The organism is Cellvibrio sp., from assembly GCF_046347455.1.
Lineage (GTDB): Bacteria > Pseudomonadota > Gammaproteobacteria > Pseudomonadales > Cellvibrionaceae > Cellvibrio.
The window spans coordinates 459,129-472,061 of sequence record NZ_JAXMGC010000001.1; the positions used below are offsets into that span (position 1 = coordinate 459,129).

General features: G+C 46.6%; 11 protein-coding genes. 9 read left to right on the forward strand and 2 right to left on the reverse strand.

Annotation, left to right across the window (positions count from 1 at the left end; all coding sequences use genetic code 11):
• Positions 1-5: 5 nt before the first annotated feature.
• The 6 genes from rsxB to U1F02_RS02100 are packed head-to-tail and all read left to right on the forward strand — an operon-like array spanning position 6 to position 6,253.
• Positions 6-623, forward strand: coding sequence for an electron transport complex subunit RsxB (gene rsxB, locus U1F02_RS02075; protein ID WP_409988686.1), 618 nt, complete (start codon positions 6-8; stop codon positions 621-623).
• On the forward strand, positions 620-2,920 hold the full coding sequence (gene rsxC, locus U1F02_RS02080) for an electron transport complex subunit RsxC (RefSeq protein WP_409988687.1): 2,301 nt from the start codon (positions 620-622) through the stop codon (positions 2,918-2,920). The genes rsxB and rsxC overlap by 4 nt, the downstream gene beginning before the upstream one ends.
• Before the next feature lie 10 nt (positions 2,921-2,930).
• Positions 2,931-3,995, forward strand: coding sequence for an electron transport complex subunit RsxD (rsxD, locus tag U1F02_RS02085; protein WP_409988688.1), 1,065 nt, complete (start codon positions 2,931-2,933; stop codon positions 3,993-3,995).
• A 2-nt stretch (positions 3,996-3,997) separates the two neighbouring features.
• The gene (rsxG, locus tag U1F02_RS02090) at positions 3,998-4,651 is read left to right on the forward strand and encodes an electron transport complex subunit RsxG (RefSeq protein ID WP_409988689.1); all 654 of its coding nucleotides are present in this window, start codon (positions 3,998-4,000) and stop codon (positions 4,649-4,651) included.
• 1 nt (position 4,652) lies between these two features.
• Positions 4,653-5,393 (forward strand): electron transport complex subunit E, encoded by a 741-nt coding sequence (locus U1F02_RS02095; protein ID WP_409988690.1) that lies wholly within the window; start codon positions 4,653-4,655, stop codon positions 5,391-5,393.
• 38 nt (positions 5,394-5,431) lie between these two features.
• Entirely contained in the window at positions 5,432-6,253 is an 822-nt protein-coding gene (locus U1F02_RS02100; RefSeq protein ID WP_409988691.1) for a mechanosensitive ion channel family protein, read from the forward strand.
• Between the two features lie 63 nt (positions 6,254-6,316).
• Here U1F02_RS02100 and U1F02_RS02105 read toward each other — a convergent pair whose 3' ends face one another.
• Complete coding sequence (locus tag U1F02_RS02105; RefSeq protein ID WP_409988692.1) at positions 6,317-7,534, reverse strand: sigma 54-interacting transcriptional regulator; 1,218 nt, start codon at positions 7,532-7,534, stop codon at positions 6,317-6,319.
• A 251-nt stretch (positions 7,535-7,785) separates the two neighbouring features.
• On the opposite strand from U1F02_RS02105, the gene U1F02_RS02110 reads away from it, so the two are divergent.
• The 3 genes from U1F02_RS02110 to U1F02_RS02120 all read left to right on the forward strand — a co-directional run bounded on the left by U1F02_RS02110 (position 7,786) and on the right by U1F02_RS02120 (position 11,598).
• On the forward strand, positions 7,786-8,760 hold the full coding sequence (locus U1F02_RS02110; RefSeq protein ID WP_409988693.1) for an FHA domain-containing protein: 975 nt from the start codon (positions 7,786-7,788) through the stop codon (positions 8,758-8,760).
• 51 nt (positions 8,761-8,811) lie between these two features.
• Positions 8,812-11,100: a protein kinase domain-containing protein gene (locus U1F02_RS02115; RefSeq protein WP_409988694.1), complete on the forward strand. Its 2,289-nt coding sequence runs from the start codon at positions 8,812-8,814 to the stop codon at positions 11,098-11,100.
• Positions 11,101-11,178: 78 nt separating this feature from the next.
• A complete protein-coding gene (locus U1F02_RS02120; protein WP_409988695.1) occupies positions 11,179-11,598 on the forward strand; it encodes a hypothetical protein in 420 nt (139 codons plus the stop codon).
• A 77-nt stretch (positions 11,599-11,675) separates the two neighbouring features.
• On the opposite strand, the gene U1F02_RS02125 is transcribed toward U1F02_RS02120, so the two are convergent.
• Positions 11,676-12,929, reverse strand: a complete 1,254-nt coding sequence (locus tag U1F02_RS02125; RefSeq protein ID WP_409988696.1) for a glycosyltransferase — start codon at positions 12,927-12,929, stop codon at positions 11,676-11,678.
• Between the last annotated feature and the right edge of the window lie 4 nt (positions 12,930-12,933).

A 12,933-nucleotide genomic window follows, 5' to 3' on the forward strand; every position in this document is an offset into this window, starting at 1 on the left:
AAAGTATGTTCGAACTCATTCTTCAAAATCCAATTTTGTCCGCATTGATTGCACTTGTTGGCTTAGCCTGTGTGTTCGGCGCGGTATTGGGTTTTGCAGCAGTTCGTTATAAAGTCACGGGCAATCCTCTTGTTGAGCAAATCGACAAGCTCCTTCCACAAACGCAGTGCGGTCAATGTGGCTACCCCGGTTGCAGACCTTATGCGCAAGCCATTGTTGATGGCGATGCCATTAACAAATGTCCACCCGGCGGTCAGTCCACCATTAATGCTTTGGCAGATTTATTAGACGTTGAAGCACCCACGTTGGATGAAGAACACGGCGTAGAATCCAGTGTAAAAAAAGTGGCGTTTATCCGTGAGGATGAATGCATTGGTTGCACTAAATGTATTCAAGCCTGCCCTGTTGATGCCATTCTCGGCGCTGCAAAACAAATGCACACCGTCATTATTGATGAATGCACCGGTTGCGATTTATGCGTAGAGCCCTGCCCCGTTGATTGCATTGATATGGTTCCGCTAGCAGACACGGTGAAAACCTGGGCATGGGAATTACCGTCACCTATTCAACTCATCGCGAGCGATAAAAAGCAGCCTTCGCATCAGGGAGAAAAAGCAGCATGACAAATGCGATTTCTCTCTTTGATTTTCCCGGCGGAATTCATCCACCGGAAAATAAAACACAATCCACGCAATTGCCTTTGGGTAGCTTGCCTATTCCAACGCAATTATTTATTCCGCTGAGTCAACATATAGGCGCTCCTGCGAAAGCGGTTGTGAAGGTCGGTGATAGAGTTCTGGCAGGCCAATTAGTTGGCGCAGCAGATGGAACTTTCAGCGCGAACGTTCATGCATCAAGTTCGGGAATTGTCAGTGCGATAGGCGCGCATCCTTTACCGCATCCATCGGGCGTGAGTGGTGAATGTATTCTTATTGATACCGACGGCAAACATGAATTTATTGCGTTTGAAAGCTGCAGCAATGTTTATCAGCAAGATCGTTTGGCACTACTCGAAAAAATTCGCGCCGCAGGTGTGGCAGGTTTAGGCGGCGCTGGTTTCCCCACGTCCGTGAAACTCAATGTTAAATCCACACAAAAAATTGATACGCTGATTATCAATGGCGCCGAGTGCGAGCCCTATATCACTGCGGACGATATGCTTATGCAAGCGCGTGCCGAGGATATTATTCTTGGCTCGCAATTGCTTGCTTACATACTTCACGATCCACAGCGCGTGGTGATTGCGGTTGAAGACAACAAACCTAAAGCCATTACTGCGCTGCAAACTGCGCTTGCGCAAGTTGACATAAACCGCTCGATTGAAATTATTAGCATTCCCACGAAATATCCATCCGGCGGCGCAAAACAATTAACGCAACTAATAACTGGCCGCGAAATTCCGCACGTCCATCATTCAGCAGATGTAGGTGTGTGTTGCGTAAATGTAGGCACGGCTGCGGCCGCATGGCGCGCTGTTGCATTAGGCGAGCCTTTAATTTCACGTATCACTACAGTAGTTGGTGAATCGCTGTCGGTTCAACGCAATGTGGATGTATTGATCGGCACACCGATTGACTATCTTTTACAGCACAATGGTTTTGATTCCGCAAAAGCGTCCCGCGTCATTATGGGTGGCTCTATGATGGGCTTCACGCTAAAAGATTTGCGCGCGCCTGTGATTAAAACGACTAACTGTATTCTCGCGCCCAGCGCAAAAGAATTACCGCCCCCGCCACCTGCGCAAGCATGCATAAGATGCGGCATATGTGCAGAAGCCTGCCCCGCAAGCTTATTACCGCAACAGCTATTTTGGTATGCGCAGGCACAAGACACAGATCGCTTGGAAGCGCACAATCTTTTCGATTGTATTGAATGCGGCGCTTGTTCATACGTGTGCCCGAGTAAAATTCCGCTCGTTCAATATTACCGTGCCGCAAAAGGCAGCATTCGCAAACAACTCGCCGATAAAGAAAAAGCCGATCGCGCGCGCCAACGCTTTGAATTCCGCCAAGCGCGTATCGACAAAGAAGAAGCCGAAAAAGAAGCCAAACGTATTGCGCGCAAAAAAGCGGCAGATGAAGCAAAACAAAAATTGGCGAAACAGAAAGCAAACGCAGCGCAAACCAACGCAGCAGAAGAAAACCTCGCTGTTACAAATATAGTTGTAGCCGCTGTTGTAAAAGCAAGCAATATTGATATTGGTTTTGACGAACAAAAATCTAAACTGGAACGTATGCTGGCCGCCGCAAAAAATAGCTTGGAAAGTGCTCGCGCTCCACTGGTGCCGAAAAACCCGGAATTCCCTATTACCGAAGAGCAACTCATTCGCCAACAATCACGTATTAAGCAAGCCGAGTTAAAACTAGCGGATGCGGAAAAGAAGCTGGCTGAATTTCTGGGAAATCAAACGGCACGAGATACAAAACCAATCGTTGAAGAACTTGTGCCACCTTCTATTGCACGCGCCCAAGCAAAAATAAACCAGTCGCCAGAAGAAAAGTTGCGTGCAAATTTAGAGATGCTGCAATCCCGCTTGCAAAAAGCCCAAGAGAAAGCAGAACAAGCAAAAGCGGAAGGAAGCCCTACTGCGAACGCTTTGCAGCTAGGCGTGGCCAAAATGCAGGAAAAAATTGCCGATGTACAAGCAGAGTTGGATGAACTCCTAAAATCTCCACCCAAACAACCGACACTGGAAGAACAAAATGCAGTTGCAGATGCCATGGAAAGAGCCAAAGCAAGAACCATTGCACTAGCCAATATGAGCGATGATGAGAAACGTGCCGACCACATAAAAACCTTGGAGGCTCGCCTGCAAAAAGCCAAAGCGCGTTTAGCAAGAGCAGAAGCGGAAAATGATCCGAATGTCGCAGCTTTTAGAAAAGCGGTTGTAAATGTGGAAGAGAAGTTAAGAGACTTATAAAAGTATTGTTATGGCCTTACTAAGCATCACATCACCCCACACCCACGGGGCTTTATCCACCGCGCAAATTATGCGCTTGGTGATTTACGCGCTTGTACCCGGCATTTTTACCTTGGCGTATTTTTTTGGCGTGGGTGTATTTTTTAATGTGATCTTAGCCAGTGCCAGTTGCTTGGCATTTGAAGCACTTGTGTTGAAATTGCGCAACCGGGATATTCGTTTTTATTTGCAAGACTACAGCGCTTTAGTCACCGCATTTTTATTGGCCGTTTCTTTACCGCCCTATTGCCCGTGGTGGTTGGTGGTTACTGGCAGTTTTTGCGCAATTGTCTTGGCAAAACAACTTTACGGCGGCATGGGGTTAAATCCTTTTAATCCCGCCATGGTGGCTTACGTTATTTTATTGGTGTCCTTCCCTATCCCAATGACGCAATGGGCAACACCCGCGAATTTGGATGCATCTCATATCCCCAGCTTAACCGCAGCATTCAATAAAGTTTTTCTAGCGCAACCCATTGACGGCTACGCATCCGCAACTGTGTTGGATGTAATGAAACAAAATTCGTCGCTCGCATTAGAAGAAATCTACAAAAAAGAACCTTTGTTGAAAAACGGATACTTCGCTAGCGCCGCTTGGGAATGGGTCAATATTGCATTCTTGATAGGTGGATTATTTTTACTCTATCGTAAAGTTTTTACCTGGCACGCACCTATTTCAATGTTGATTGCACTCGCAATTATGGCAGCTGCTTTTTATGACAACGGCAGTTCGCAAAGTGGCGGCTCGCCCGTTTTCCATTTGTTATCTGGCGCAACCATGTTGGGTGCGTTTTTTATTGTTACAGATCCTGTTACGTCTGCCGTGAGCAAAAAAGGCAGAATTATTTACGGCGCCGCAATTGGCGTTTTGATTTATGTGATTCGCGTTTGGGGAAAAGGCTATCCAGATGGCGTTGCTTTTGCTGTGCTCTTTTTGAATTTTGCCGCGCCCTTTATTGATTACTACACAGTTCCGCGAACCTACGGGCACAAAAAAGCGCGTGTTGTTATCCAAAAAGAAAAAGCGGATAAATAGTTATGTCAGATAAAAACACCGCAAAATCCATCAGCAAGAACAGCTTAATGCTAGGCCTATTTGCGTTGGTGACAACCGCCATACTCGCTTTAACAGCAGAGTTCACCAAAGAGCGCATTGCTAAAGCCGAACGTGAAGCGCAACAAAAAGCCTTGTTTGAAATCTTGCCGCGCACCAGCCATGACAATGACCTTCTCACCGAAGTCATTCAAGTTCCAGAAGATGCATGGGCAGGCTTAGGTTTAAAAAGCGGTGGTGAAATTTATGTAGCGCGCCGCGTTGATGACACAGTTGCGCTTATTATTCCTGCGGTAGCGCCCGACGGCTACAGCGGTGAAATTAAAATGCTGGTCGGTATTAATGCAGATGGTTCCATCGCGGGTGTACGCATTGTGGATCACCACGAAACACCGGGCTTGGGCGATAAGGTAGATTTAAACAAATCGCCATGGGTGTTAGCCTTTAATGGAAAATCCCTGCAAGCGCCAGAAGCCTCAAGATGGAAAGTTAAAAAAGATGGCGGCAATTTCGATCAATTTGCAGGCGCAACAATTACACCGCGCGCGGTAGTAAATCAGGTTCGCAAGGTTTTAGAATTTGTAGATTCGCACCGCGACGAATTATTCAGCAAGAATACTAAAGCAACTGAGAAATAAAATGAGCGAGAATATTAACAAAGAGTCTACGGACTATCAGGATATTATCGAAAAAGGTTTGTGGAAAAATAACCCGGCGTTGGTACAAGTGTTGGGGTTGTGCCCGTTGCTTGCGGTAAGTGCATCCGTCGTGAACGCGCTCGGCTTGGGTTTGGCCACGCTCTTGGTTTTAACCGCATCCAATACTGCCGTGTCATTAATTCGCAACCACATTAGCGATACGATTCGTCTGCCCGCGTTCGTTATGATTATTGCATCTTTAGTAAGCTGCATTGAATTACTCATGAAAGCGTTCACCTACGAGCTTTATTTAATTTTGGGAATTTTTATTCCGCTTATAGTAACTAACTGTGCCGTGCTTGGGCGCGCCGAATCCTTTGCCAGCAAAAACAAAGTCATTCCGTCTGCCATTGACGGCTTTATGATGGGATTGGGCTTCACCGTGGTATTGGTTTGCGTTGGCGCGATTCGCGAGCTTCTCGGTACAGGAGCAATTTTTAACAACATGCAATTATTGTTTGGCGATTCAGCAGCCAACTGGACGTTGCATTTATTAGGCGATAACTACCCCGGTATGATTCTCGCCATATTGCCGCCCGGTGCGTTTATTGTGGTTGGCTTTTTAATGGCGGGAAAAAACGTGATTGATTTGCGCCTAAAAGCCCGTGCACAAGCTAAAGCAAATGAACAACAAAAAGCGAAAGGCAGCAAGCGCGTGCGCACCACTGGCCATATCGCTTAGCAATTTGATTCACTTAATAACTGATCGACGAGATAAACATGATTGAAGAAACCCAACTTTTAAACTTTTTCCACGTCCATGTCGTACCTTGGATGATGAAAATTGGCGTTGCGCTGACTATTTTCGTTATCGGCCAAATTATTGCCAAAATTATTAGCCGCATTATCGGCAAACTCTTGGCGCACACCAAGCTCGACAAAATCCTCATTGATTTCCTAAGTTCTGTTGTACGCGCATTGCTGTTGGTTGTAATTATTGTTGCTGCGCTGGATCAACTCGGCGTAAACACCAACTCACTCATTGCCATGCTTGGTGCTGCAGGCCTTGCTATAGGTCTAGCCTTGCAAAGCTCGCTGCAAAACTTTGCAGCTGGTTTTATGTTGCTGATATTTCGCCCCTTTAAAGCGGGTGATTTTGTGGAGACGGCAGGAACATCGGGAATCATCGACTCCATCGGTATTTTCTCTACCAAGTTACACACGGGCGACAACAAAGAAGTCATCATTCCCAACGGTGCCATATACAGCAGCAACATTATCAATTATTCATCGCGCAAAACGCGCCGTATCGATATGATTTTCAGCGTAAGCTATGGCGACGACTTGCGCTTGGCCAAAGAGATTATTTTGAAAGTAGTGAGCGAAGAAGAACGTGTACTGAAAGATCCCGCACCAGAAGTTGCAGTAGGCGAATTAGCCGCAAGCAGTGTAAATTTTGTCGTTCGCCCTTGGGCTAAAGCGGATGATTATTGGGCGGTGAAGTTCGCGTTGAATGAAAAAATCAAACTCGCATTTGATGAAAACGGTATTACGATTCCTTTTCCGCAAACCGAATTACACATTAAGAAGCTTGCAGAATAACCAGCTCAAATACGAGCCCTAATAAAACGCCGCGCCTTCCTGACGCGGCGTTTTACAAAATTCCTACCATTCCTTTATCAATGGCTCTAACAAACTCACACTGATTAATGGCTCGTCAGCTACCAGCGCAACTTTTTGGATAACTCGTTTGAGTTGATCTACGTTTTCGCGCCAACTGTAAGACTCTAATAAACGCCATGCATGTTCGGTAAAATCAAAGTCTACTGATAGCTTGTATTCTTTAATAAAAAAGCTCACCAAATCTCGTAAATCGCCTTTGCGTTCCACCAAATCAGGTAATTGCAATTCCAGCGTGTTTTCTTTCAACCATGCCGCAATTTCAAAATCTTTTAGAAATTGCCTGCCGCTCACCGAAAAAATAATGCTTACGGAATCCTCTGCACTCTTAGTGGCGTATTCGCGTTTGAGCCTCGCCCAAAAGCGCTGCAACACACGAAAGTTGCTGTGCGACAAAGTATCCACATTGCGCAGGTACAAGGTTCCGCCTTTTGCATAGGAATAAAGCGCCTGCAATACGCTGGTCGCTGCACCCTCTTGCCATTCATTACAGGAAGACTCAATAAACGGCGTAATGCCTTGATGACGGCAACAATGCAAGCTGCGCGCTGCAATAGCCTTACCTGTTCCTTTGTTGCCACGAATTAAAACGGGCTGGCGAACATTTTTTAAATGCTCAATGCGCATATCAACTTGGTGTAATGCGGCACTGTTGCCAATCCAATAATGTTGATCACCGTAAATAAAAATTGCACGATGGCGAGTTTGGTAACGGGTGACAATGGAATTAATTTCCGCAACCACCAAATCCAGCTCAGATTCAATCAAACGTGGCGATTGCGCAGCTTTTTCTTCTGCAAAATCATCGGTCATTATGGTGGCTAGCAAATAACCAAGGCGTTGCCCCTGATAATCAATGGGAACAGAAATACCTTCTTCACTATTCAAATATTGCGTAGCAGGCGCAATGTCATGATCGTTGGTGATAATAAATTCTTCGACCAACCCCATAGCGTTCCCGGTTGGCCCCAGATCATCGCCCGCCAACAAAAGGTGGCGATAGCCTTGGTGGTGAATGCAGCGCAATGTGACAGCGAGATGACTAATACCAATACGCTCTGCAGCGGTGTGCAACACCATGCTCATGAGCGTAATAAAACTTTTATTGAGAGGAACCCATTTAGCGCCCGGCTGCTCATCCAAAGCGTATACCGCCTTGGTAAGGGGCTTGGTCGACTTATTATTTTTAAATAATGAGATCATGAGTGCAGCTCCAGAAAGGCGAAGATTTCACCCGTTCATAAACGCTAGCGGGGAAGCAAGAATCCATTCTTGCAATAAGCGCTATAAACGGGTGAAACCTTGCCGTGTCTGTGGCACTCTATGTGCTTACTAATAAATTGCCCATTACACGCTATTACATGTCATAACGAGAGATAACATGAAAAGCCGGGCTTCAGTGGACGATAAAAACAGGGACTTACTATTCAGCGCTAACCCTGTACTTACGATTTATGGCTCATATTTTTAATTCATCGACTCAAAGCTACGTCGCCCTTGCACCGCACCATACTTTTGGGCGCTTGGCGAATTCTGTTGATACCCATATCGACAAACCCTACATATCCAAATTGCACGCCGCCATTGAGTGGAGCGGCAAAGAATGGCGAATTAAAAACCTAGGCCTTAACGGCACCTGGGTAAATGGCGTAAGCCTGGCGGCCAATGAATTCCTGCCCTTGAATGTGAATGACCGCCTGCACTTCGCCAAGCAAGACGACCCCGGTTTTGTAGTGATCGACCTTCACCCGCCGGCCGATATGCTGTGGCCATTGGATGCACTCAAAGGCACCAAACCTGAGCCTATTTACTTAACCCGCTACCACTTGCTGCCCGATAGCCTCACGCCCGAGCTTGCGCTCTATTTGGATGACCAAACCCAACAGTGGCAAATGGAATCCATGAACTCCCAGCAGGAGCACCATACTCACTCACTGAATGATGGTGATCTCGTCCAGCTGGGCAGCCAGCATTGGCAGCTCATGCGCGCGCAAGTTGTTGGCCCAACGGAAGCCCATTCCTTCGCATCCCAGCAACTTAGCGATATGGAATTTATCTTTAACTTGAGTTTGGATGAAGAAAGCACCCAGCTTGAATTGGTGAATGGTCAGCAAAAAATAGATCTCGGCGTGCGCAACCACCATTACCTCTTGGCGCAGCTCGCCCGCCACCGCGCGGCGGACGCCGAAAAAGGGCTGGATAGCAAAAGTCGCGGTTGGATTTACACCGAAGTGCTCGCCAGCGAGCTGGGGTTGGACACAACCCACATGAATATCTACATTTTCCGCCTTCGCAAGCAGATAGCTGACAGTTTGCCGACTATACTTGGGCAACAAATTTTGTTGGAAAGGCGCGGTGGCAAAATCCGCTTCGGCTGTGAGAAATTTAAAATCTACAAAGGCGAAACCCTAACCCTGAGTTCGCCTTAAAACCTGATGTAAAACGTGCGTGTGGCAGTAACTAATAACAACTGAGATTGAATGAGCACATTGGCGCAACTTCCTAAAGACCTAGCCCATATTGGGCATTACGATATCCTCCGCACCCTAGGGCGCGGCGGCATGGGCTTGGTCTACCTTGCGCACGACCCACGGTTAGATCGCCAAGTTGCCATCAAATGCTTGCGCAGCGATTTGTACGAACCCCAATACCGCGAGCGGTTCAAGCGCGAGGCACTACTGCTCGCCAAGCTCAACCATCCCAATATCGTTCAAATTTACGATTACATAGAAACTGAAACCCAGCTCGCACTGGTGATGGAATACGTAGACGGCCTAAACCTGCAGCAACACCTGCGTGAGCACATAGCGCCCATTACCCTGCGTATGCAATGGCTCACCCAAATTGCCCAAGGTTTGGCCACCGCGCACGATACCGGCATTATTCACCGCGACTTAAAAGCCGAAAACATTCTAATTAACAAGCACAAGCTCGCCAAAATTACCGATTTGGGTATCGCCAAATCCCAAGACTTTAATGCGACGCTGACCGATCACGTAACCGGCAGTTACGCCTCCATGTCACCCGAACAGGCCATGGGCGAAACCATAGATTTCCGCAGTGATTTATTCTCCTTCGGCATTTTGGCTTACCAACTTTTGTGCGGCACACACCCTTTTGGCGAAGCGGAAAACAAACTGCAAATCATGCAGCGCATTATTTCGCACCCACCTATTTCACCCACCAAAAACAACCCGGATCTACCCGTAGAGGCGGTGGAACTGCTCGGGCAATTGCTCAGCAAAAACCCGGACAACCGCCCTGCCAACACCCACTGGGTAGCCGCGCAGTGCGAAAAGCTGTACCAATGGTTTCTCGCCAACACCAAAGTAGAAGAAGACAATACTGTAGCGCTAAGTGGCGCGGGCGATTCCGGCATTCGCGTTCAAATCAAGCGCAGCAAAACGCAAGAACACCCCACCTTTGAAACACACTTGCTGAAAAAATCTGCGCCTTTTTCTGTACGCGCTAAAAATTACCTACGCAATAACATTGCAACCTTTGCGGTGTTTGGTTTGATTTTGGCGGGAACGGTTGGCGGGTTGATATGGAAGATGCAGCCTAAGGTTGAAAGTGAAGAAGTAGTAGTAGAGGAACAAAATTCTGAGGAGCCTTATTCACAAGCGCGGGAATTTAAAAAAGGGATGGAAGCGCTCAAATTCTATGATCGCCCCGGGAGTTTGGAGGCAGCCGAAAAAAGTTTTAACAGAATTCTTTCGCATGTACCAGAAAACGCAGCTGCGGTTGCGGGTTTAGCATTGGTATATTGCGACAAGTATAGGAGTGACAATGAGGATCCCATTTGGCTACAAAGAGCAAACGCAAGCGCACAACAAGCGTTGCAATTAAATCCTCAGCTTGCACTGGTTCATGTCGCGTTAGGGCGAGTATTTACCTTTAAAGCTGAGCACGAAAAAGCTTCCGCTGCATTTGAAAAAGCCCTCTTATTTGAGCCAACTAATATTTTTGCGTGGCGTGGTAAAGTACATGCACTGAGATCAGCTCAGCGTTATGACGAGGCAGTTCAACTCGCAAGGCAGGGCTTAGAACGATTTCCTCAAGAGCGTTCCTTTGCAGATATGTTGGGCAGTATCTACATAGATCAAGAAAATTACGCTAAAGCTGAAGAAGCATTCCGGTTAAGTATTCAACTCCAGCCCGATGCCGTCAATGCCTATGCAGGCCTCAATGTGGCACTAGTTCGCCAAAACCGCGACGACGAAGCCTTGCAAGTTTTGCAGCAAGGGCTGCAAATTCGCTCTAGCGAAGCACTTTATGGAAACCTTGGCACCGCCTTGTTCAATAGAGGCGATTATGTGGGTGCGGTCGCATCATTTGAAGCAGCATTATCGCCCACTAAAGGCAACCCCAATAGCCACCTCGCGTGGGCCAATTTGGCAGATGCTTTACTCTGGATTCCTGGTCGCAAGGTTGAAGCTAATAAAGCGTACCGGAAAGCAGTTGAATTATTAACACCACTCTTAGAGCGCAGAAATGGCGATGTAACTCTGATGTCGCGCATGGCACTTTACTCTGCAAGGCTAGGCGATGGAGCGCGCGCAGAACCTTTGTTAGAGCGCGTAATTGCGCTCGCGCCCAATAATGCCTATGCTCATTTTCGGGTGGGTCTAGCTTATGAATTGCTAGGTAAACGTGATGCAGCCGTTGCAGCACTTTCTAAAGCAACAGAACTCGGTTTTCCGTTAAAATTTATTCAAGCAGAGCCTGATTTATTGGATCTGCGCCGTGCAAGCGGAGCATTTAATTGACGTATTTTTTTAGAAAAGCGTAACCGCCTAGAAAAACACAACTGCAAGAAAAGTCTAACCATCAAGAAGGAAAAAGAAATGGCCAATTATAGTTTTGCTGTTCTATTTAATACGCAACCCAAGAAATCAGCAGTGACCAACGCAGATTTTCAGGTGACTAACTTAACCACTAAAGAACCGCTACCTACCAACAAAATGCCGGACGAATTTATTGCCGGCGACACCATCACTTTTGTTATAGCAGACGAGACCAAGTGCGATAAAATTAACAGTTGCTTATTTACCTCTTATCCCGTCAATGAATCAATTGGCCCAAGTATGTTTGCCCCACCTTACGACAGAGCAAGCATCGATTTTATTGCAGAAGATTTATTTGATAAACCTCTGGAAGTTGCTAAAAAACGCAAAGGCACTTGGATGTTCCATCTATTAGGTCTTTATACATTCAAAGGCAAAAAAGCCGCCTATTATCTTGACCCGGAAGGCACTTGCTACTGATCCACAAAAAAAAATTGAGGTCAGAGTAAAATTAAATTGGGAGTTTCACTAAGCTGAATTACTGTCGATTTTTATTTTTACTCTGACCACAATTTTCTAAACTCTCGCTCAATCAAATCACCCGCCGCAACAATTGCAGCACTCTTGCGAACGTCTGCCGCGTAGTGCGGTAAGGCTTTTGAGGTTTTTGCTTTTTCGAGCATCGACTTCATCATAGGCGCCACTTGCTCTACTTTGAAACCCTCCGGCATTACATAAGTACCTAAACCCAATTTGTAAATTCGCTCCGCATTATCTGGCTGGTCGTATTTAATGGGGCGAATTAATTGCGGAATGCCTGCTTTAATGGCCTGCGCCGTCGTACCTATTCCACCGTGGTGAACAATGGCCAAGGCTTTTGACAAGGCGTATTCAAAATCTATGTAACCCATGTGTGCGCACAACTCAGAACCTTCCAGAAACTCTGCGCCGCTTTTGCCGCCCACAAACAAACCGGGTACATTCAACTGCTCGCAAATTTTTCGCCCTTCTTGAAAAAGCTGAGCGACATCTTTTACGCCGGTGCCGGAGGTGAAAATAATAGGCGAACCGCGCTGGGCAATAAACGCATCGAACTCGCTGCGCATGTTCGCGCTCGCGCGGTTCTGCAACGGAAAACCAACAAGCTTCAAATTCTGCGGCCAGTCTTTCGCTCGCATGCCAAACCATTCTGGGAAAAAGCCAATTTGGAGCAACGCGTTTGAATCCGTTGTAAACCTTAAGGGGCACTGCAAACGTTCACGCGTAGTACGGTAATCTGCGGTGTGTGGCATTTTGCAAAACACCTTAAAACGGGTTTTACGATTTCTGCGCAGCAGAAACCGAACAATAAAACGCGGAAGCTTTTTTGGAATTGCCCGCGACATGGGCGCTGGTGGGCTGTAGACAGAAAAAACAATATTGGGTGACATAATAAATTTAACAAAAGAAATGCCAAATTTATCGGCAGCTACACCAGCGCCATTCTCTTCACCTAAAACGACTATTAAGGTATTTTTATCGGAATGATTTTTTACGTATTCAAACGCAGGTTCAAATGCGGGGGCGTGGTAGTACTGAAAATTATCAACATGATTACGCGACTCCCACGCTTCCTCACTATTCCCTTTTTCGTATTGCTCAACAGTGCCAACCGATACAAACTCTAAACCGGCTGCAAGAATTCTTGGTTTAAAATAGTCATTACACAAAAACGTAACCGCAAAACCTCGACGCAATAATTCAATACCCAACCCAACCATAGGATCAACATCACCGCCCGTACCGAGCGCGTAAATTATTATTTTTTTCATTGGG